The organism is Bradyrhizobium sp. JYMT SZCCT0428 (genome assembly GCF_018131075.1).
Classification (GTDB): domain Bacteria; phylum Pseudomonadota; class Alphaproteobacteria; order Rhizobiales; family Xanthobacteraceae; genus Bradyrhizobium.
On the sequence record NZ_JAFCLS010000047.1, the window covers coordinates 1 to 20,009 of the forward strand.

General features: G+C 64.7%; 20 protein-coding genes and 1 pseudogene. 5 read left to right on the plus strand and 16 right to left on the minus strand.

Going from position 1 to position 20,009, the window contains the following annotated elements:
* Positions 1-471: 471 nt before the first annotated feature.
* Complete coding sequence (locus JQ575_RS34325; protein ID WP_212037634.1) at positions 472-1,977, minus strand: HAMP domain-containing sensor histidine kinase; 1,506 nt, start codon at positions 1,975-1,977, stop codon at positions 472-474.
* A gap of 199 nt (positions 1,978-2,176) precedes the next feature.
* Between JQ575_RS34325 and JQ575_RS34330 the strand changes: the two genes are divergently transcribed.
* Positions 2,177-2,863 carry an HAD hydrolase-like protein gene (locus JQ575_RS34330; RefSeq protein ID WP_212037636.1) on the plus strand — a complete coding sequence of 229 codons (687 nt, stop codon included), beginning with the start codon at positions 2,177-2,179 and terminating at the stop codon, positions 2,861-2,863.
* Positions 2,864-2,869: 6 nt separating this feature from the next.
* Here JQ575_RS34330 and JQ575_RS34335 read toward each other — a convergent pair whose 3' ends face one another.
* From JQ575_RS34335 to JQ575_RS34360, 6 genes are all read right to left on the minus strand, one after another.
* Entirely contained in the window at positions 2,870-3,721 is an 852-nt protein-coding gene (locus tag JQ575_RS34335; RefSeq protein ID WP_212037638.1) for an amidohydrolase, read from the minus strand.
* A gap of 99 nt (positions 3,722-3,820) precedes the next feature.
* The gene (purD, locus tag JQ575_RS34340; RefSeq protein ID WP_212037639.1) at positions 3,821-5,095 is read right to left on the minus strand and encodes a phosphoribosylamine--glycine ligase; all 1,275 of its coding nucleotides are present in this window, start codon (positions 5,093-5,095) and stop codon (positions 3,821-3,823) included.
* A 69-nt stretch (positions 5,096-5,164) separates the two neighbouring features.
* Positions 5,165-5,752: a DUF6622 family protein gene (locus JQ575_RS34345; RefSeq protein ID WP_312016073.1), complete on the minus strand. Its 588-nt coding sequence runs from the start codon at positions 5,750-5,752 to the stop codon at positions 5,165-5,167.
* Entirely contained in the window at positions 5,706-6,008 is a 303-nt protein-coding gene (locus tag JQ575_RS34350; RefSeq protein ID WP_212037643.1) for a transcriptional regulator, read from the minus strand. The genes JQ575_RS34345 and JQ575_RS34350 overlap by 47 nt, the downstream gene beginning before the upstream one ends.
* A gap of 2 nt (positions 6,009-6,010) precedes the next feature.
* Positions 6,011-6,559, minus strand: coding sequence for a hypothetical protein (locus JQ575_RS34355; protein ID WP_212037645.1), 549 nt, complete (start codon positions 6,557-6,559; stop codon positions 6,011-6,013).
* 22 nt (positions 6,560-6,581) lie between these two features.
* On the minus strand, positions 6,582-7,595 hold the full coding sequence (locus JQ575_RS34360; protein ID WP_212037646.1) for an alpha/beta hydrolase: 1,014 nt from the start codon (positions 7,593-7,595) through the stop codon (positions 6,582-6,584).
* Between the two features lie 137 nt (positions 7,596-7,732).
* On the opposite strand from JQ575_RS34360, the gene xseA reads away from it, so the two are divergent.
* Entirely contained in the window at positions 7,733-9,355 is a 1,623-nt protein-coding gene (gene xseA, locus JQ575_RS34365; RefSeq protein ID WP_212037648.1) for an exodeoxyribonuclease VII large subunit, read from the plus strand.
* A gap of 113 nt (positions 9,356-9,468) precedes the next feature.
* On the opposite strand, the pseudogene JQ575_RS34370 reads toward xseA, so the two are convergent.
* A pseudogene (locus JQ575_RS34370) lies at positions 9,469-10,309 on the minus strand (dienelactone hydrolase family protein).
* A 238-nt stretch (positions 10,310-10,547) separates the two neighbouring features.
* Between JQ575_RS34370 and JQ575_RS34375 the strand changes: the two are divergent.
* On the plus strand, positions 10,548-10,775 hold the full coding sequence (locus tag JQ575_RS34375) for a DUF2093 domain-containing protein (protein ID WP_192738864.1): 228 nt from the start codon (positions 10,548-10,550) through the stop codon (positions 10,773-10,775).
* A gap of 112 nt (positions 10,776-10,887) precedes the next feature.
* On the opposite strand, the gene lpxK is transcribed toward JQ575_RS34375, so the two are convergent.
* The 6 genes from lpxK to JQ575_RS34405 form a co-directional block, all read right to left on the minus strand.
* Positions 10,888-11,925 (minus strand): tetraacyldisaccharide 4'-kinase, encoded by a 1,038-nt coding sequence (lpxK, locus tag JQ575_RS34380; RefSeq protein WP_212037650.1) that lies wholly within the window; start codon positions 11,923-11,925, stop codon positions 10,888-10,890.
* Positions 11,918-13,258: a 3-deoxy-D-manno-octulosonic acid transferase gene (locus JQ575_RS34385; RefSeq protein WP_212037652.1), complete on the minus strand. Its 1,341-nt coding sequence runs from the start codon at positions 13,256-13,258 to the stop codon at positions 11,918-11,920. The genes lpxK and JQ575_RS34385 overlap by 8 nt, the downstream gene beginning before the upstream one ends.
* The gene (locus JQ575_RS34390; protein ID WP_212037654.1) at positions 13,221-13,934 is read right to left on the minus strand and encodes a lysophospholipid acyltransferase family protein; all 714 of its coding nucleotides are present in this window, start codon (positions 13,932-13,934) and stop codon (positions 13,221-13,223) included. Before JQ575_RS34390 ends, JQ575_RS34385 begins: the two co-directional genes overlap by 38 nt.
* Positions 13,931-14,191: a DUF4170 domain-containing protein gene (locus JQ575_RS34395; protein WP_192738867.1), complete on the minus strand. Its 261-nt coding sequence runs from the start codon at positions 14,189-14,191 to the stop codon at positions 13,931-13,933. The genes JQ575_RS34390 and JQ575_RS34395 overlap by 4 nt, the downstream gene beginning before the upstream one ends.
* Positions 14,192-14,286: 95 nt before the next feature.
* Positions 14,287-15,096, minus strand: coding sequence for a 3'(2'),5'-bisphosphate nucleotidase CysQ (locus JQ575_RS34400; RefSeq protein ID WP_212037655.1), 810 nt, complete (start codon positions 15,094-15,096; stop codon positions 14,287-14,289).
* Positions 15,083-16,489, minus strand: coding sequence for a TldD/PmbA family protein (locus tag JQ575_RS34405; protein WP_212037657.1), 1,407 nt, complete (start codon positions 16,487-16,489; stop codon positions 15,083-15,085). The genes JQ575_RS34400 and JQ575_RS34405 overlap by 14 nt, the downstream gene beginning before the upstream one ends.
* Positions 16,490-16,759: 270 nt before the next feature.
* On the opposite strand from JQ575_RS34405, the gene JQ575_RS34410 reads away from it, so the two are divergent.
* Complete coding sequence (locus JQ575_RS34410; RefSeq protein WP_212037658.1) at positions 16,760-17,284, plus strand: DUF6101 family protein; 525 nt, start codon at positions 16,760-16,762, stop codon at positions 17,282-17,284.
* A gap of 96 nt (positions 17,285-17,380) precedes the next feature.
* On the opposite strand, the gene ubiA is transcribed toward JQ575_RS34410, so the two are convergent.
* A complete protein-coding gene (gene ubiA, locus JQ575_RS34415; RefSeq protein ID WP_212037660.1) occupies positions 17,381-18,307 on the minus strand; it encodes a 4-hydroxybenzoate octaprenyltransferase in 927 nt (308 codons plus the stop codon).
* A gap of 10 nt (positions 18,308-18,317) precedes the next feature.
* Positions 18,318-18,992, minus strand: coding sequence for a hypothetical protein (locus tag JQ575_RS34420; protein ID WP_212037708.1), 675 nt, complete (start codon positions 18,990-18,992; stop codon positions 18,318-18,320).
* Between the two features lie 209 nt (positions 18,993-19,201).
* On the opposite strand from JQ575_RS34420, the gene JQ575_RS34425 reads away from it, so the two are divergent.
* Entirely contained in the window at positions 19,202-19,969 is a 768-nt protein-coding gene (locus JQ575_RS34425; protein ID WP_212037662.1) for a 16S rRNA (uracil(1498)-N(3))-methyltransferase, read from the plus strand.
* The last annotated feature ends 40 nt before the right edge of the window (positions 19,970-20,009 follow it).

Below are 20,009 nucleotides of genomic sequence, written 5' to 3' on the forward strand. Positions count from 1 at the left end.
TGCACACGAGCATACAGGGCAGCGGAGAACACCCGGCCTTCCCTGCGCAATGGCTTTACGGCTTATGCCGTGATCTCCCCGGAGACGAGTTCTGGGTTGACTCCGTCGCTGTCGTTTCCGCTCGCGCTTCTTCGACAGCTTGACGCCGGCAACGGGCGCCAGGACCACACGGTTTTGCCGTACGCCTGTATACGCCGTCGTCAGGCGCAACAAACGTCCACCGCATCCCGCCGCGCGTTCGTGACGTGCGCACGCCCCTCTTGTCGGGCGGGACGCGACGATTCAAACCGCTGATTTGCCCGACGAGGAAAGTGGAATTTTGCCCGTCGGGTTAATTTGTCGCAGTCAGCCGTTGTCATTGCGAGGAGCGCTTGCGACGAAGCAATCCATGTCTCGGCATGTGGCGCGATGGATTGCTTCGCTGCGCTCGCAATGACGTGGATAGGCCGGCGTCCAATCGAGAGCCCCACCCTACTCCGCCGCCGACTCCCGCGGCGCTTCGCGCGGCATGATGATCTGGATTTTCGTGCCAGCACCGGGTTTGGTTTCCAGATGAATCCGGCCGCCCAGACGATTGGTCACGATGTTGTGGACGATGTGCAACCCGAGGCCGGTGTTGCCCTGGTCGCGCCGGGTGGTGAAAAACGGGTCGAACACCTGGCGCTTGACCTCCGGGCTCATGCCGCAGCCGTCGTCTGAAAACTGCACCTCAACATTGCCCTTGCCCGATGCCTGCGCCGCAATATGGACCGATCCACCGCCGCCGTCCGGAAAGGCGTGCGCCGCGGAATTGAGAACCAGATTGGTGAGCACCTGGCCGTAAGGTCCGGGATAGCTGTTCATGGCAAGATCGGGTTCGCATTCGACGGCGACCGTCAGATTTTGACCTCGCAGCCCGTACCGCAATCCCCTGACGACCTGCTCGGTCACCTCGCCGAGATCGAAGCGCCTGCGATCCGAAACGTTGCGATCGGCGGCAACCTGCTTGAACGACTGGATCAGCTCGACCGCGTTGCCGAGATTGAACATGATCTGCGACGCCGCCTCGCGGCTGGCCGCAATGAATTCCGAGAGCGTCGAGCGGCGCACGTCGCCCTTGGCGACATCGGCTTCAACTCGTTTGGTCTTGTTGATCAATGCCGAGGCCACGGTGAGGCTGGTGCCGACGGGGGTGTTGATCTCGTGCGCGACGCCCGCCACCAGCCGTCCCAGCGCGGCCAGTTTCTCGGTCTGTACCAGACTGCCCTGCGCGGCGCGGAGATCGTCAAGCGATTGCGACAGCTGCCGGCTGCGTTCCTGCAACTCGGTGAACAGCCGCGTGTTCTCGATGGCGATGACCGCCTGCCCGGCAAAGGTCTTCAGGAGCTCGACCTGCGCCTTCGGAAACAATTGCGGCTCCAGCCGCATCACCGCGATGGCGCCGATCGCGACCTCGTCGCGCAGCATCGGAACGATCAGGATGCTGCGATAGCCCGACGTCTTCTGCAGTTCGCTGTAGCCGCCCGAGACCAGCACATCCGGCTCATGCACGACGCGCCGCTCGCGGATCGCCACCGAGATCAGATTCTTGCTGGTGAGCGGCGCCGGATAGGCTTTGCGCACCGCCGCCACCGATGCCGCGGAAAACTGATCGTGCGCGACGAGATGGACGTGGTCCCCGTCCCGGCGATAGACGGCGCTCAGCACGCTCTGGCAGAGCCGCGCTGCGTTCCTGACGATCCGGTCGAACACCGGCGCAAGATCGGTGGGCGCGTCGGCAATAAGGCTCAGGACCTCGGATGTCGCGGCCTGGCGCTCTCTGGCTTGCTGAAGTTCGAGGGCAAGTTGTTCGACTTCGGTTTGCGCCGGATTTTCGGCGTCCGTTTTCGCTGACCTTAAGACGCGCGCTGCCCTTGGCGCAGTGCTGCGCTTTCGCGGCTTCGCCGTACGGTTTTGCGGCTTTTTCGATCCGCCGCCTGCTCCGGAACGTGGTGTCATTGCCTGCCCCGAGCCTTACGATAAGCCATCGGATCGGCTTAGGCTAGTAACGGGAAATGGGGGATGGCGGCTGCGCCGGATGAGAACCTCACCGCGACATGGCTGGACTTGCCGCTGCATTGCCTTGCCGCGAATGATCCGACGCAGAACGAAATCAAGCGAACTTGTACAGGTTTGCTTTGGCCGCTAGCTTCGGATCATGACGTGCTCCGTTCTTCTGGACCTCGACGGCACCTTGATCGATTCGTATCCCGGCATATTGGCAAGCTGCCTTGCGGCGCTGCGCGCCCTTGGACATGAACCCGATGAAACCCTCGAAATAAAACGCATCATCGGGGCCCCGCTCGAAGAGATCATGCAAATCCTGCTGCAGTCATATGGAGACGGCCGGGTCGGTGAAGCAGTCACGGCCTATCGTCAGCACTACGGTGAAAGCGGGTTTCTAGGCAGCGTGCCTTATCCGGGAATTGGCAACTCCCTTGCAGAGATGAAGCGATGCGGATTGCAGATCTATCTCGCGACCTCGAAGCGGGAGATTTTCGCGCGCCGCATTCTGGAGCATCTGGGGTTTGCCAGATACTTCGATGGCATCCATGGCTCAGTGCCGAGCGGCGAGTTGGATCACAAACCCGAGCTGCTTGCCCATATCCTGTCCAGGCACGGTCTTTCGCCGTCTCACAGCCTGATGGTCGGCGATCGTCGACATGATATTTCCGGCGCCCACGCGGTCGGAATGCGCGGTCTCGGCGTGCTCTGGGGTTATGGCACAAGGGACGAACTTGAGACGGCCGGCGCAGATCAGCTGGTGGATGCCCCTGCCGATCTCGCCCGTACGGTCCTCTCGATGGTCAAGGGGACGCAATCCCCAGGCCAGGGCCGCTGTTGAAATGCGCTAGCCTTTGTTCGGCGACCAGCCATAAGCCTTGGCGCAGGCACCGCCCATCAGCATCGCGCGCTCGGTGTCGCTGAGGCGATCCGTCTTGAGGAACGGCGTGACGGCCTGCTCGTAATTGACGACCGCGAAGGCGCGGGTCCAGTCGGTGCCCCACAGGCAACGATCGAAACCCCAGGCGTCGAACACGCGGGCCAGCGGGTCCCAGATGTCAGGGAATGGATACGGCTCCTTGGACAGCGTGCAGGCGCCGCTGACCTTGATCACCACGTTCTTGCGTTTGGCGAGCGCCAGCACCTTGGGCAGTTCGGCCCAAGGGGACCAGGGCTGCGCGGGCGCCGGCGGCGTGCGCGGCTGCAATATGCCGAGATGGTCGAGGATGAAGCGCGTGTCGGGATGACGATCGACCAGCGCCGTGCCGGCGTCGAGATTGTCCCAGCACAGCAGATTGACCGGAAAATCATGTTGAATGGCCGCGCGTGCAATGCGGTCGAGGCCGGGGTGACCGGGCTCGCGCTTGTTCTCCCTGGTCAGCATGATCCGGATGCCGACCGCGCCCGGCGTCTTCTTCCACTCGGCGACGACGTCGGCGACATCAGGATCATCCGGATCGACGGGCTTGACGATGGCGAGCCGCTTGGGATGGGCGCGCGCCACTTCCACGGCATAGCTGGCGTCGTAGCGGTACATCGAAAAGGCGGAAATGAAGATCGCGCCGTCGACGCCGACCTTGTCCATCGCCGCCACCATCTCGTCGCCGGTGACGTGATCGGGCCAGTTCGGCACCGTGGCCCAGGGCCGCTTCGGTGTGTTCGCCTCATAGGCATGAACCTGGGAATCGATAATCGCCATCGGGGCAGTTCCTCCGTTTTGCGCGATTGTGGACATTGCATCAGGTGCGTGTCCAGAGCGCAAAGACGCGGGGAAGCCCTGCGCGTATCGCAGCCGGCGTCAGCGCTCCCGCGCTACCGCCTGCCAGCCGATGTCGCGGCGGCAAAAACCTTCCGGCCAGTTGATGCGATCGACGGCCGCATAGGCGCGCTGCTGCGCCTCGGTCACCGTCTTGCCCATGGCGCAGACGTTGAGCACGCGGCCGCCGCTGGCGAGAATTTTTCCGTCTTTCTCGATCGTCCCGGCGTGGAAGATTTCGACGCCCTCGACTTGTGCGGCGTCGTCGAGACCAGAGATCACCGAGCCCTTGCCGTAGCTGCCGGGATAACCCCTGGTCGCCATGATCACGGTCAGGGCCACATCGTCGAACCAGCGCAGGCTGAAATTCTTCAACTGGCCGTCGGCGCTGGCGATCAGCGCCGGCAACAGATCCGACATCATCCGCAGCATCAGCACCTGGGTTTCCGGATCGCCGAAGCGGGCGTTGTATTCGACGAGTTTCGGGCCATCCTTGGTCACCATCACGCCGGCAAACAGCACGCCCTTGTAGGGCGATCCCATCGCTTTGAGCGCGCGCAGCGTCGGATAGATCATCTCGTCCATGACGCGCGCGCACATCGCTTCCGTCATGACCGGCGCCGGGGAATAGGCGCCCATGCCGCCGGTGTTCGGCCCCTGGTCGCCGTCGAAGGCGCGCTTGTGGTCCTGCGCGGTCGCCAGCGGCAACGCATGCTCGCCGTCGCACAGCGCGAAGAACGAGGCCTCCTCGCCCACCATGAATTCCTCGACCACGACCTCGGCGCCCGCCTCGCCAAGACCGCCGCCAAACATCATGTCGACGGCATCAAGGGCTTCGGCCTCGCTCATCGCCACGACGACGCCCTTGCCGGCGGCAAGACCGTCGGCCTTGATCACGATCGGCGCGCCCTGCTTGCGGATATAGGCTTTTGCCTTTTCGGCTTCCGTGAAATGTTCATACGCCGCGGTCGGAATGTTGTTGTCGCGGCAGAGATTCTTGGTGAAGGTCTTTGAGCTCTCCAGCCGGCCCGCGGCCTGGGTGGGGCCGAACGCCTTGAAGCCGGCGGCGTTGAGATCGTCGACGATCCCGGCGGCGATCGGCGCATCGGGGCCGACCACCACGAAATCCACTTTATTGGCCTTGCAGAAATCGACCACCGCCGGATGGTCGGTGATGTCGATCGCGACGCATTCGGCATCCTTGGTGATGCCGGCATTGCCCGGCGCGCACCACAATTTGGTGAGCAGCGGGGACGCGGCGATCTTCCACGCCAGAGCGTGTTCGCGGCCGCCGGAACCGAGCAGGAGGATGTTCATGAGTTTGGCCAGATGTGGGAACCGATGGCCAGTCGGTCGCACGAATCTCCCGCCGTCTGCAAGGGGATATCAACCGATTTGCTGGGGCGTGGCCGGCACCGCCAGGCGCGCCCGATAACTGCGCAACAGTGCAATCGTCCAGCCCAGGAAATAGCCGGCACAGGCGCCTGACACCGCCTGCCCGGCCGCGGCCACCTCCCAGATGGCGCCCAGTTTCATCGCGGTCACGACAGCGACAGCGTATTGCAACATGAAGACCGTGAGGTTGCGAACCAGAGGAACCACGCTGCCGGGGCGCAGGATGCGGCCGGTTGCGCCGTCGATCGTCACCGACCGCGGCCCGGTGTAGAGCGCCAGAGCGGCGAGCACGGCAGCGCTTGCCATCCAGACCAGCAGCAGGCTGACCGATTTTCCGCTCAGCACCAGCCGGGAAACACCCATCAGAAAAAACACCGCAGGCACGATCAGCATCCGCGCCAGCGGCTGCGAGCGCGGCCGCAATGCCATGCATCCCTGCCATATCAGCAGTGCCAGCAGGGCGAAGACCCATGGCGGCGTGTGGGTGAGGATGGCAATGGCGGTCTGCATGTCAGGCTCCCTGGCCGCGAATTCATTCAGGTGGTTGTGCCGCGATGATTTCCTGCAGCATCGCGACATGGCGGGCGAAGGCGCCGCGGCCGGCCGCGGTCGCGGTCACCGTGGTCTGCGGCTTCTTGCCGACAAAGGCCTTGTCGACCGCGACATAGCCGGCCTTCGACAGCGTCTCGATATGGGCGCCGAGATTGCCGTCGGTGGCGCCGGTGAGCTTTTTCAGCCTGGCGAATTCGAGCCCGGTACCCGGCGGCAGCGCGTTCAGCGCGGCCATGATTCGCAGGCGCAGCGGCTGGTGGATGATGTCGTCGAGTCCGGCCATCGCTATTCCCGGCGCATCCAGAGACCGCCCAGCACGAGCCCGCCGCCGTTCACGATCGCCATCCATGGTTCGAACCAGTTGCCGGCCAGGAAATAGCCGATCAACGTCAGCGCGGAGATGCCGACGCCGATGACGACAAAGGCGAAGCCGACCCACAATCCGGCGATGGTGTAGAACAGCATGAAATAGATCGCCCAGAACACGCCGAGCTCACGCGGCCCGAAATGGGCGAGCATGCAGGTCGCGAGCCCGAAGGCGAAGAACAGCAGGAACGCCATCAGCGTCCGCAGGTCGAAGGTGCGCACGCCGGTCCGCGAATGGGTGAAGGCGCTGACCACGAACGAGCCCGCGAGACCGACCACATTGATTGCGATCCAGATGTAGCCGGCATGGCGCGGCCAGCCGAACGAGGCGGCATTGGCGATGAAGACCAGCGCGCCCCACATGATCATGAGCAGGCTCGCCAGATTGTAGATCCGCGACTGGCGGACGCGGTGCGCGATCTCCCTGATATCCGCGAGCGCCTCGGAAGCTTGCCGGCTGTCGATCATGTCGCCTTCCCCTCGATCGCGGTTACGACCCGGTTATGCCGCGCGTGGCCACGTCCTCGGCGATCGCAGATACCGCGCGGGGTACGCTGACGATGCCCATGTGATTGACGCCATCGATCAGCTTGACGTCAACCGCGGGGGCTATCGCATGCACAGAAGGTGCGTACTTGTCCGCGAACATCAGTTCGTCATCGGCGCCGGAGATGATCGTCATCGGCTTCCTGGCTGCCGCGAGATCGCGGCGGAAATCGCGGTCGCTGACCGCGAAATTGCGCATCAGGCGGTCGCTGTAGGTTCCGACCAGGTTCTTCTCGGAATTCGGCGGCACCGCGAACGCCAGCACCGGCAGCGCGTCGCAGCAGGTGATACCGATGCTGCGCAGCGCGAACAGACCAACGATGCGCGGAACATCGGCCTTGGCCCAGCCGCCGGAATTGGGCCGGCCGGTCGGGGCGTCGTGACCGAGATAGGGCGCGAGCAGCACCGTACGCTCGAACAGGTCCTGGATCGACGAGCCCGCGACGCGCAGCGCAAAACCGCCGCCGGAGGAATGGCCAACCAGCGTCAGCGGCTTGGCGGGCGCGGTCTTGCGGATAATGCCGACCAAATCGGCGAGGTCATCCTCGAGCTGGCCGACATAGCCGATGTCGCCGCGGGTGCCAGACGTGCCGTGGCCGCGAATATCAACGGCCCAGGTTTCGACGCCGCGGGCCGCCAGCGCCGAGGACAGCGCGTGGATAGTTCCGCCGCTCGACCCGGAGGAGCCGTGCACCACGATGGCGGCGCGACCGGTCGCCGGGCCATGAGCGGCATAGTAGCGGAAACCGAGCGCGGTGCCGTCTCGTGCCTGAAACCGCTCGACCGCGGGCAAGGTGCTGAGATCTACCGTGCCGCGGGCAGCCGAGATCGATGGCAGCTCCGGGGGGTGCGTCAATGGCGTGGCGACCAGCCCCGTGATCAGCAAAGCGATCGCGCCAACGGCGCTGAGCGCCCATTTCAAGGTGCTGAAGCTGCCGCGTACCAACTGCCTGAACATGGTCGTTCCTCATCAATCCGTTTCACCTTAGATAACTCTATACTATAGAGTGATCTGCAACGCAAGCTAGATTGGCGGGGATGGCCGAAATCCCTACCTTGCGTGGAAGCTCCAAAAGCCTGATTCGATTGGATGAGATGCCCGCGACCGAACCCCTGCTCAACGCGCCCGAATACACCGTCTCGGAACTGTCCTCGTCGCTGAAGCGGACGGTGGAGGACGCCTATGGCCATGTCCGGGTCCGCGGCGAAATCTCGGGCTTTCGCGGGCCGCATTCCTCCGGGCACTGCTATTTCGCGCTCAAGGACGAGAGCGCCAAGATCGAGGCCGTGATCTGGAAGGGCGTGCATTCCCGAATGCGGTTCAAGCCGCAGGAGGGGCTCGAGATCATCGCGACCGGCAAGCTCACCACCTATCCGGGCTCGTCGAAATACCAGATCGTCATCGAAGCCATCGAGCCTGCCGGCATCGGCGCGCTGATGGCGCTGGTGGAAGAGCGCAAGAAGAAGCTCGGCGCCGAGGGCCTGTTCGACGAGGCGCGCAAGCAATTGCTGCCGTGGCTGCCGGAAGTGATCGGCATCGTGACGTCACCGACCGGCGCGGTGATTCGCGACATCCTGCACCGCCTCGAAGACCGCTTTCCGCGCCGCGTGCTGGTGTGGCCGGTGAAGGTCCAGGGCGAAGGTTCGGCCGAGCAGGTTGCCGCCGCGATCCGCGGTTTCAATGCGCTGCCCGAGGGTGGCAAAATTCCGCGGCCGGATCTGCTGATCGTCGCGCGCGGCGGTGGCTCATTGGAGGACCTGTGGTCGTTCAACGAGGAGATCGTGGTTCGCGCCGCGGCCGAAAGCATGATCCCGCTGATCTCGGCGGTCGGCCACGAGACCGACATCACGCTGATCGATTTCGCCGCCGACAAGCGTGCGCCGACGCCGACAGCGGCCGCCGAAATGGCCGTCCCGGTGCGTAGCGAATTGCTGGTCGAGGTCGCCGGCCTCGCGCGCCGCACGATGGTATGCTGGCTGCGCGGCCAGGAAAGCCGCCGCAATGAATTGCGCGCCGCGGCCCGCGCCCTGCCCGCGGCCAGCGAATTATTGGCGATCCCGCGGCAGCGGCTGGACAGCGCGGGTGCATCTCTGCCCCGCGGCTTGAAAGCCAACACCAACGCGCATCACCGCCGCTTCTCGCAGCTCAGCGCTGGCCTGACATTGAAGGTGCTGCGCGGACAGGTCACTCACGCCAGGCAGCGCCTCATCGTCTCCGGCGAGCGCATCACGCTTTCCGCACGGGCATTGTTGCGCAGCCGGCGCGATCGCTTTGCCGGGCTTGAAGTCAGGCTGAAAGCCTCGAAACTTTCCAACGCGCAAGCGCAGCGCAACGCGATCGCGCGCGACCGCGAACGCACGCAACGCCTTGCCGAGCGCGCGCGCCGCGCGCTCAAGACCGCATTGCAGCGGCTCGACGCCCGCATCAATCATGGCGGCCAATTGCTGTCGGCGCTGTCCTATCGCGGCGTGCTCGCGCGCGGCTTTGCCCTGGTGCGCGACGAACACGGCCACGCCATGCATGCCGCCGCCTCGATCGGGCCGGGCGCGCCCCTGTCGATCGAGTTCGCCGACGGCCGCGTCGCGGCAACGGCGGATGCGGACCGGCCGGCGGCGACGTCGGCGCCGACGAGCCAGCCGACACTTGCCCGGCGGGAAACCAAGACACTTGCGCCCAGGCGCGTGGTCAAGCCGGTCGATCAGGGCAGTTTGTTTTAGGCGAGAATCTCTTCGTCATGCCCGGGCTTGACCCGGGCATCCATCAATCTTCGCAAAAAGCTTTTCCAAGGAGATGGATTGCCGGGTCAAGCCCGGCAATGACATTCTTGGGTTCACCGCGCCAGCCATTCGGCCACGCGCTTTTGCGAATCGATGCGCGCCTCAACGTCGGTGCCGATGTGGCCGCGTTCGGGCTGGCCGGCGTCGCCGCCGCCGAGCGCACGGAGCGGCAGGTTGGCGCGATCAAAATCGTGCGGCGCGCCGGGATAGATTTCGATCCGCGCCAGCGCGCTGCGGCCGCGGGCGCCCTCCACCATCTGGCGGCAGGCCGATGGCGAACTGACGTCGTCCTTGGCGCCGATCAAGAGCAGCGTCGGCATCCGCGCGCTCCAGCCGAGGCCGGCGGAAATGCGGCAATCCGGATAGAACGCGACCGCCGAGCGAAAATCCGGCCCGTCATGGCGCCAGGCTTGCGGACGCACCGCCCACAACAGGGCGCTGGCTCCGTTCGCCCATCCCATCAGGCTGACGCGATCCTGCGCCACCCAGTCCTGCTGCGCCAGCCATCGCCGCGTCGCCACGATATCGGCCACCCGCTCGCGGCGCGCCAGCACGCGGCGCTCCTTGTCGCGGCATTGCGGGCCGAGTTCGCGCGAGCCGTAGCTGTCCGGCAGCACGACCGCGTGTCCCGCCTTCAATAGCTGTTCGACCCAGTCGGTAACGCGGCAGCACCGGCTCGGAATGCCCGCTCAAGCCGCCGCAGCCATGCAGCGCGATCACGGTCGGAAACGGCCCGTCGCCATCAGGCTTATAGAGCTGGGCGTGCAAGTTGAGTTTTGGCGCGGGGATATCGACCTGTTTGGGGGCCGGCAATGGCGCGGCCGAAGCGGCGTTCGGCACGGCAGCGCAGGCCGCGGCAAACAGCGTCAGGAATAATAGCGTCGCTGGGCGCATCCGTGTTCGCCGGGTGGTTATGGCGCTTGCGGCAAAGCGTACCATAATCAGGAGGTTATCATGCGCGATCGGCGGAAATTCATCACAATCAAGTGGTTTCTTGCAGGTGGTTTCTTGCAGGTGGTTTTTTGCAGGTGGGTTTCGGGAGCGGACAGCCCAACCTATCTGTGATAGATCGGATTTGGAAAATACACTTTAGTCGGCCCAGTGAATTGGCCGACCTGTCGGAGAGTCTACGGTGCTGAATAAATTCGGTCCCTCGGGGCATGGCGAAGCGCAGGTGCAATATCTGGATGGCGATTTCCGCGTGGTCTCGCCGGGAACCTATGTGCGCTGCGCCATATCGGATGTGCGGATCCCGCTCGACGAGTTGAAATACTGGAGCGTCGATCTGCAGGAAGCCTATTCGGTGCCATCAGCCGTGCTGCAGCGGCATTTTCCCGGCGCGCTGAAGACGGAAGGTTGAGTTTTTGTCGTCCCGGCGAACGCCGGGACCCATAACCACCGTCGTCAATTGTTGAAGCGGGCTGGAGCTCCAGCCGGCATAGCCACGCAGAACTGTGGTTATGGGTCCCGGGTCAAGCCCGGGACGACGAAGTGCGGAATTTCTTCTCGCGGGCTTTGAAGAGTTGATCGGTCACCAACCTCTTCAGCTTCGCCCCATCCTCAAACTCCAGCGTCACCGCGAACGGTACAATCGCTTTCGCCCAATCCGGCAATCCGCCGCCGACTCTCAGCCGCGCCAGATCCTTTTCCGTCGTCACCAGCGTCAGCGCGTCGCGGCCGGGCTCGGCGATCAGGCCGTCGATCTCGGCCCTCGAGAACGCGTGGTGATCGGCGAAGGCGTGCTGCCGGACCACCTCAACGCCGCTTGCCGTCAGCGTGCCAAAAAATCTTGCGGGATCGCCGATGCCGGCGAAGGCCAGCACGCGCTTGCCGCGCAGCGAAGCCACCGAATCCTGGTTCGGCACAAGGCGCGCGCGCAGCACCGGTCTATCCTGCGCGGCGATATCGGCCGCTACGCCGTCCGCGGCCTTGCCACTGCCGACGATGATGAGCGCATCGGTGCGCGCCAGTTGCGGCTTTAGCGGCGCGCGCAAGGGGCCTGCGGGAAACACCTGTCCGTTGCCGAGGCCGCGGCCGGCGTCGATCACGATCAGCGAGGCGTCCTTGGCTACCGAGGGATTTTGGAAACCGTCGTCCATCAGGATCACGGACGCCGCCAGCGAACGCGCCAGCGGAACGCCGTCGGCGCGTTGCCGCGCGACCACCACCGGCAGCGTCGCCGCCAGCATCAGCGGTTCGTCGCCGACATCGGCGGCGGCATGCCGCTCCGGATCGACCCGCACCGGCCCGCGCAATTTTCCGCCATAGCCGCGGCTGAGCACGACGGGCGTTTCGCCGAGCTCGCGCAGCAGCTTCGCCAGCGCCAGCACCGTCGGCGTCTTGCCGGCGCCGCCGACGTGATAATTGCCGATACAAATGACGGGAACGCCGGCATCCAGCCCGCCGCGCTGCATCCGTCTCGCGGCAATGGCGCCGTAGAGCGCGGCGAGCGGTGTCAATAGACTGGATTTGAGGGAAGGCGGGCCGTGCCAGAAGCGCGGCTCACGCATTCGCGGCTCCCATTTCGAGCCGCAGCTGCAACAGGTACGGCTCCAGCGCGATCATCGTGCGATCCAGCGCGCCGCCAAGCTGTTCGACCACGCGCTCGGAGGCGGCAAGCGATACTTCGCGCGCCCTGGGATCGGCGAGCAGCTGACCGAGTTGCTTGACCAGGGCTTCCTGGGTGTCGGCTTTTCGCGCGCCGCCGGCCTGATCGAGCGCCTCGTAGACGTCGCCGAAATTGAAGACATGCGGCCCATGCACGATCGAGGCGCCGAGCTTGATCGCTTCGATCGGATTTTGCCCGCCATGCTCGACCAGCGATCCGCCCATGAACACGATCGGCGACAACCGGTAGAACAACCCGAGCTCGCCCATGGTATCGGCGACATAGATGTCGGTCGCAGCGACAGGCAATTCCTCGCGCGAACGCAACGACGCATGCAGGCCGGACGCCTCGACCATGCGCGCGATCGCCTCGCCGCGATCGGGATGCCGCGGCACGATCACGGTGAGCAGGTTCGGAAAGAATCCGGCGAGCGTCTTGTGCGCCTCCGCCAGCATCTCGTCCTCGCCGGGATGGGTGGAGGCGGCGATGACGACCGGACGGCCGCGCGTCATCGACATCAGCCGCTCCAGCTTGGCTTGATCCGCCGGTGGCGCGGGAACGTCGAGCTTGAGATTGCCTGTCGTCACGACGTTGGGACAGCCAAGCGTCGAAAACCTGTCGGCATCGGTTTCCGACTGCGCGAGGCACAGTTCGAACCGGCCGAGCAGCGCCGAGATGGTGCCGGAGACACGCCGCCAGCGCGGAAACGAGCGAGGCGACATGCGGCCGTTGATCAGCACCATCGGCACCCGCCGCGCCGCGCTCGACAGGATCAAATTCGGCCACAGATCGGACTCGATGAACAGCGCCAGCGAGGGACGCCAATGGTCGAGAAACCGCGCGACATAGCGCGGCGAGTCGTAGGGGACATATTGATGGATGACGTCGGGCGGAAACCGCTTGGCGACAACCGCCGCCGAGGTCACCGTGCCGGAGGTGAGGAGGATGCGCAGGTTCAGCGCCCGCAGCTGCTCGACCAGCGCTGCCGAGGCCAGCACCTCGCCGACGCTGGCGCCGTGAATCCACACCAGCGGCCCGACCGGGCGAACATCGGCGCTCACGCCGCGGCGCTCACTGACACGCGCCGGATCTTCCTTGCCGAGTTTCAGCCGCCGGTTGATGAACGCAGGCGCCAGCGGCACCATCGCGGACGACAGGCTCCGGTAGACGCGCAACGTCATCGGCAGCGGCAGCGAATTAACCAAGGGCGGCCTCCGGACGTCCGACAGCCGCATAGGCGCGGCGAGTCGCTTCGTTCAGATAAGTCTCTACCTGTTGGCGCAGCTTTTCCATGGTCTCTGCGTCGGCGTCCGGCGGCACGAAAACCGCATCGATGCCTACCACGGCACCCCTGCCGAATGGCAAATTGATGGTGGAGGAGTCCCAATTTTTCAAACGGATGAACCGGCTGGTCACCATCGCAAAGGGGAGAATCGGCCGTCCGGACTCCCGCGCCAGCATGATGAGGCCGAGTCCCACCACCCGCGCCCGCTTCGGCACGTCGGCGGTGGTCGCGACATTCCACCCCTGCTCCAGCGCCTGCACCATCTCGCGGAACGCGCCGACGCCTCCCTTGCGGTGAAACGCGCCGCCATGGTCGCCGGAACCTCTGATGGTTCCGATGCCGAGCCGTTCGGCCGCAATGGCGTTGAACTCGCCGTCGCGATGCCGCGAGATCAGGACCTTGGCGCGATAGCTCTCCTTGGTCTTGATGAACGGCGTGATGAAATGCTGGCCGTGCCAGAAGGCGAGGATCGCCGGCATCGCCGGCTCGACCTGGTCGTAGACGTCAGCCGGTTCGTAGCTGAACTTGTTGGTCAGCCAGACCAGCCGCAGATATTCGGCCGCAAGCACACCGAGCGCACGCTGAACCCAGCTGCTGCGCAGCAAATCGCGAAGGAATCGTTTCAACGGGCAGGCTTCGCGTCTTGCTTCGTATCCTGCCCCGGATCGAGCAGCCGGTGGAGGTGGACAACAAAATAGCGCATATGGGCGTTGTCCACGGTCTGCTGCGCCTTCGCCTTCCAGGCCGCATGGGCGGTGGCGTAATTGGGAAACACGCCGACGATCTCAACCTGATCGAGATCCTTGAACGTCGTGTGTTCGAGATCGGTCAACTCGCCGCCGATGACGAGATGAAGCAGTTGCGGCGGGGCACTATCTGGCATGATGGTTGTTCCTAACGAGGTGCCCGGCAAGCAAGGTTGTTGAGGCGTATCGCGTGATGAGTGGCGTGACGAATCGTGGGGCAGATCCGGTGTGTTCAGGGCAGCGGACGGATTCGAAAATGCTCGACAATGCGTGCATGCCGATCAAGTCCCGCAGCCACCAGCACCCCGTGCGTCACCTCCCGGCGATTATACTCAATCGTGTCCCCCGAGAGCGCCGTCATCCTACCATCGGCTTCGTGCACGATCAAATTCGCCGCCGCAAGGTCCCAATCGCGGCTCTGGCCGCCCGCAAAAGCGGCGTCCAGGCTGCCGTCGGCGACCCGGCACAGCCGAAGCGCCAGTGAGCCGATTCGCGGAAACAGCGTGATCTCATCGGATGACGGGCTCAGCCGCTGCACCAGCGGCTTGGGGCCGGCCATGCGGGAAAAATCCAGATCCGTGCCTGCGGTCGCCAGCACGCGCTTGCCGTTGCGCGTGGCGCCCTGCCCGCGTACCGCGAAGAAGAATTCGTCGGTCGCCGGTGCGAACACCGCCGCCAGCACCGGCGTGGCATCGGCCACCAGCGCGATGCTCACGCACCAGTCCTCGCGGCCGGCCAGATAGGCGCGGGTGCCGTCGATGGGATCGACGATCCAGACCAGTTTCTTGCCGAGGCGCGTGTCGTCGTCGACGCTTTCTTCCGACAGCCAGCCATAATCCGGCGTTGCCGCGCGCAACCGGCTTTCGACGAGATCGTTGACGGCGATGTCGGCTTCCGACACCGGCGACGAGGCGCCCTTGGTCCAGTTCTTCAATTCAGTGCGAAACAACGACAGCGCCAGCGCCCCCGCCTCCCGCACCGTCTCCGTCAGCAGCGCGGCGTCGCGCGCCTTTGTCGTGCCCAGAGTATCAGCGTCCGCCAAGCGTCAAACCCTCGATGCGCACCGTCGGCGCATTGACGCCATAGCGGAATTCCAGATTGTTGGCTGCAGTCAGCGACTGGAAGATCGCCAGCAGGTGGCCCGCAATAGTCACTTCGCTGACGGGATAGGTGATCTCGCCGTTCTCTATCCAGAAGCCGGACGCGCCGCGGCTGTAATCGCCGGTGACGCCGTTGACGCCGGAGCCGATCAAATCGGTGACGTAAAAGCCCTGCTTGATATCGGAGATCAGTTCGGCCGGTGTCGGCTCGCCCGCCTCCATGTGCAGATTGTACGATCCCGGCGACGGCGACGACGATACGCCGCGATGCGCATGGCCGGTCGTGACCAGTCCGAGTTCGCGCGCGGTCGCGGTGTCCAGCAGCCACGAGGTCAGCACGCCCTCGTCGATGATCGCGAGCTTCTTCACCGTGACGCCCTCGGCATCGAAGGTCTGCGAACGCAATCCGCGCACCCGCAGCGGATCGTCGATGATGCGGATGTTTTTGGCGAACAGTTGCTCACCCATGCGGTCTTTCAGGAAACTGGTCTTGCGCGCGATCGAGGCGCCGTTGACGGCGCCGACGAGATGGCCGACGAGCGATCCCGAGACCCGCGGATCGAACACGACCGGCACCTTGCAGGTCTCGACCTTGCGCGGATTGGCGCGCGCCACCGTGCGTTCGCCCGCCTTGCGGCCGACGCTTTCGGGCGCGGCGAGATCGGAGGCATGCGGCGCCGACGTGTAGTCGTAGTCGCGCTCCATCCCGGTGCCTTCGCCCGATATCGCGGTCATCGAGATGCCCTGGCTCGATCGCAGATACGAGCCGTGGAACCCGGTCGAGGTCACCAGCACCATGCCGCCGATGCCGCTCGATGCCGACGCGCCGCCGGATCGCGTCACGCCCTTGACCGCAAGCGCCGCGGCTTCCGCTTCTACGGCGCGGCGTTCGAGTTCGGAAGTCGAGGGAACCGTGCGATCGAGCAGGTCGAGATCGGCGAACTCGCGTGCCAGGAGTGAAGGATCGGCGAGACCAACATATTTGTCGTCGGGTGCGACCTTCGCCATCGCGACCGCGCGCTCGGCCAGTTTCGAAATGCCATCGCCGCTGATGTCGTTGGTCGAGACCACGGCCTGGCGCTGTCCGACCAGCACGCGCAATCCGACATCGTCGCCTTCCGAGCGCTCGGATTCCTCGACGCGGCCATCGCGCACTTCGACGCCTTGGCTGACGCCGCGCACCGCGACCGCATCAGCCGCATCGGCGCCGGCGCGTTTGGCGGCCTCGACCAGCTGCTGCGCCAGTGTCGAGAGCGCCGACTGGTCGAACAGGTCGGAGGTCGCGGAAGATGAAGGCTTGGATGGTGAAGAGTTCACAAACAAAATCCCTGACATTGAAGCGAGTTGGGACGCAAATCAGCCGACCCATCAGATGTGCCTGATTCACGGGGATTTCAAGCATTTTGACGCCTCAAAAGCCAATCATTTTCGGCTTCAAAGCAAGGACTCGTCAATCATGCGTGCCAAGGTCTTGTCAATCATGCGAGCAGAAGCGGCGCCGGTGACCTCGGGTTAACCAGCCTTTTTAAGCCGAAACGGAAACCGCTCGGCTAAGGTCTCACACATCGACCGGGAACATAATTCCGGCGGGGAGACTAAAAAGCCGTGAGGCGTCAAACAGCAACAAGCGGGATCAATCCCGCCGGGTCGGGCCGCGCATTGCGGCTCGACCCTCTTTCCCTTCCGCTCCGCTTCGATGCGCAGGACACCCGCGCCGACGGCGGCGTGCGGCAGATCGAACTTCACCGCGAACGCGTCGTGCTGCGCCGTGCCGTCAAGGGCATGCAGATGGCCGTCAATGTTCGCGTCAGCGATTTCCTCGGCGTGGCTTTGCGCGGTCTCGACGACGCGCAGATGCTGGTGCTGGTGCATCGCGATCCCTCACTGAACATTCCGCTTGGCGTCAGTTCCGATGCCGAGGAAATCACTTCCGCCTGGCAGATGTGGAGCGATATCTTCGCGCTTCCGCAATTGCCGGAAGACAAGCGCCGCGATCCGGCCCAGCGCCGCCGCCGCCACAACGCGATCCGCGCCCGCCGCCCGAAATTTCTGGTGCGCCGCCGCGCCGGCGATTTGCTCAACCCGGCGAATATTCATCAGGGCGAGCGCGAGATCATCGCAAGGGATTGAGATTGTTTTCGTAGGGTGGGTTAGCCGAAGGCGTAACCCACCGCTGAACGGAAGATCAAGATGATGGGTTTCGCTTCGCTCTACCCATCCTACGCTTCAGCGTATCACCGCATCCACCAGCAGTCCCGCAAACAGCAGCAGCCCCGCATCGCGGTTGGATTTGAAGACGCGCAGGCACAGCGCGGGATCACTGATGTCGAGCCGCCGGATTTGCCAGACCAGATGGGCCGCAAACGCGACCAGCCCGATCCATGCCGGCCATCGCGCCCCGCCCAGCACCATCGCGACGCCGATCAGCACCACCGCCAGTGAATAGAACACGACCAGCGCCCGATGCGTCGCCGCGCCGAACAGACGCGCGGTCGATTTGACGCCGATCAGCGCGTCGTCCTCGGCGTCCTGATGCGCGTAGATGGTGTCGTAGCCGATCACCCAGGCGATCGAGCCGGCATAGAGCACGAGCGCGGTCAGATCGATGCGTCCGAGCGTGACCGCAAATCCCATCAAGGCGCCCCATGAGAAGGCGAGGCCGAGCACGACCTGCGGCCACCAGGTGATGCGCTTCATGAAGGGATAGACCGCGACGATGATCAGCGACGCGATGCCGGTCATAATCGCGAAGCGGTTGAACTGCAGCAACACGGCGAGCCCGATCAGCGCCTGCAGCACCAGCCACGCAAGTGCCTGCGGCACGCTCACCTGTCCGGCCGGAATCGGCCGCGACCGCGTCCGTTCGACCCTGGCATCGAGGTCGCGATCGGTGATGTCGTTCCAGGTGCACCCCGCCCCGCGCATCACGAAGGCGCCGATGAAGAACAGCACGATGACGAACAGCAACTGAGTGGTATCGCGCGCGATGCCGGCGGCCAGCGCCGCCGACCACCAGCACGGCATCAACAACAGCCAGGAGCCGATCGGCCGGTCGAAACGGGAGAGACGCAAATAAGGTCGCGACCAGGACGGCGCGCGCGTATCGACCCAGTTGCCGGTGGCGTCGGCAACGCGGGCCGTGACGTCGCTCATCGGAAGGCGGTCATCGCGTGAGAACGTTGCCGTTCAGCGTATCGAACGTGCTGCCGCCCTTGCGAACGGTCTGCGCCTCGGGCAGCGCCGCCGAAGAGCCGAGCGCTTCGCTCAGGCTCGGCGCGGCCGCGCGCTGCGCCTGGGCTCCCTGCTGCGCGACCGTGCAGACCTGCTTTTGCATTTTCTCGGTGTTCTTGTGGCCGTTCTTGAGCTGCTCGGCGATCTGCGGCGGAATTCCGCATTTCGCCGAATTGGTCTCGACATATTTGATCATCTTGACTTCGGCCGCACTGTAACTGCCGATCAGCTTGCAGGCCTCGTCCGGCGACGCCTTGCGATCGCTCGCGGCCTTGATCATCTTGCCGCGCTTCTCGGCCTCCTCGCGCAAGGGGACGAAGGCCTTCATGCAGGCATCCGCCGCGCCGCCGGCTTGTGGCGGCGGTCCACGGTCGAATGCCGAGCCCCCGCCCGCGCCCGCCACAGGGGCGGCTCCGGTTGCCGGGAATGGCGAACCACCCACCGACGCCGCGGGGGCTGCGCCGTTCACCGGCGGGAACGGCGATGCGTTGCTTGCGGGTGCAGCCTGTCCGGGCAGTGGCGCCGGAAATGCGCTCTGCGCAAAGGCCTGCCCCGCGTGAATGGTCACGACGGCAATCGTCAGGGGCACAATGAGACGGCGGATTATCAAAGGTGTTTCTCCGGCAAAGGTCCAGCAGGGCCCGGGCGACTTCCGATCGAAGCACAATTCCGACGCGGGCTTTTTACGATTCCTGCCGGCCCTTAACAACCCGTGGATTTAGGCGGCAGCGCGGCGCTGGGCCGCACCGAATCATTAAATTGTCCCCGGATTCTAACCCTTTAGGCTAAAACGGGCGAGAAACGGAACAATCACAGATGCCTGAACTCGATTTTCGTGCCCCCCGCCTGTTCGTCGATGCCGCCTTGAGCGCGGGCGAAAGGGTCGCGCTGGAGCGCAATCAGAGCAATTATCTCGGCAACGTGCTGCGGCTTTCCGCCGGCGAATCGATCCTGGTGTTCAACGGCCGCGACGGCGAATGGCAGGCGCAGATTTTCGGGCGAAAGCGGCCCGACAGCCTTGAGATCCTGATCCGGAACCGGCCACAGGATCGGCTCCCCGACATCGCCTACGTCTTTGCGCCGTTAAAGCATGCCCGGCTCGACTACATGGTGCAGAAGGCGGTCGAGATGGGCGCCTCAAAGCTGCAACCGGTGTTGACGCGTTTCACCCAGGTCTCGCGGGTCAATGGCGAGCGGATGCGCGCCAATGTCATCGAGGCCGCCGAGCAATGCGGCATCCTGAGTCTCGCCGATGTTGCCGAACCGATGCCACTCGATCGCTTTCTGAGCCAGCGCCAGCCGGAGCGCCTTTTGGTCTTCTGCGACGAGGCGGCGGAAACCACCTCGCCGCTGCAGGCGCTGCAAAACGGGTTAACGGCGGCCGGCGGCATCGACATCCTGATCGGTCCCGAAGGCGGATTTGCCGAGGAAGAGCGCGCGCTGCTGCTGCGCCAGCCGCGAACGCTGCGGCTTTCGCTCGGCCCCCGGATCCTGCGCGCGGACACCGCGGGCGTCGCGGCGCTGGCGCTGGTGCAGGCCGCGCTCGGCGACTGGGCCGGACCGGGACAGGAGCCAGGCCGTTAAGCCTCATTGAACCCCGCGTTAAGCGACGACACCAATCTCT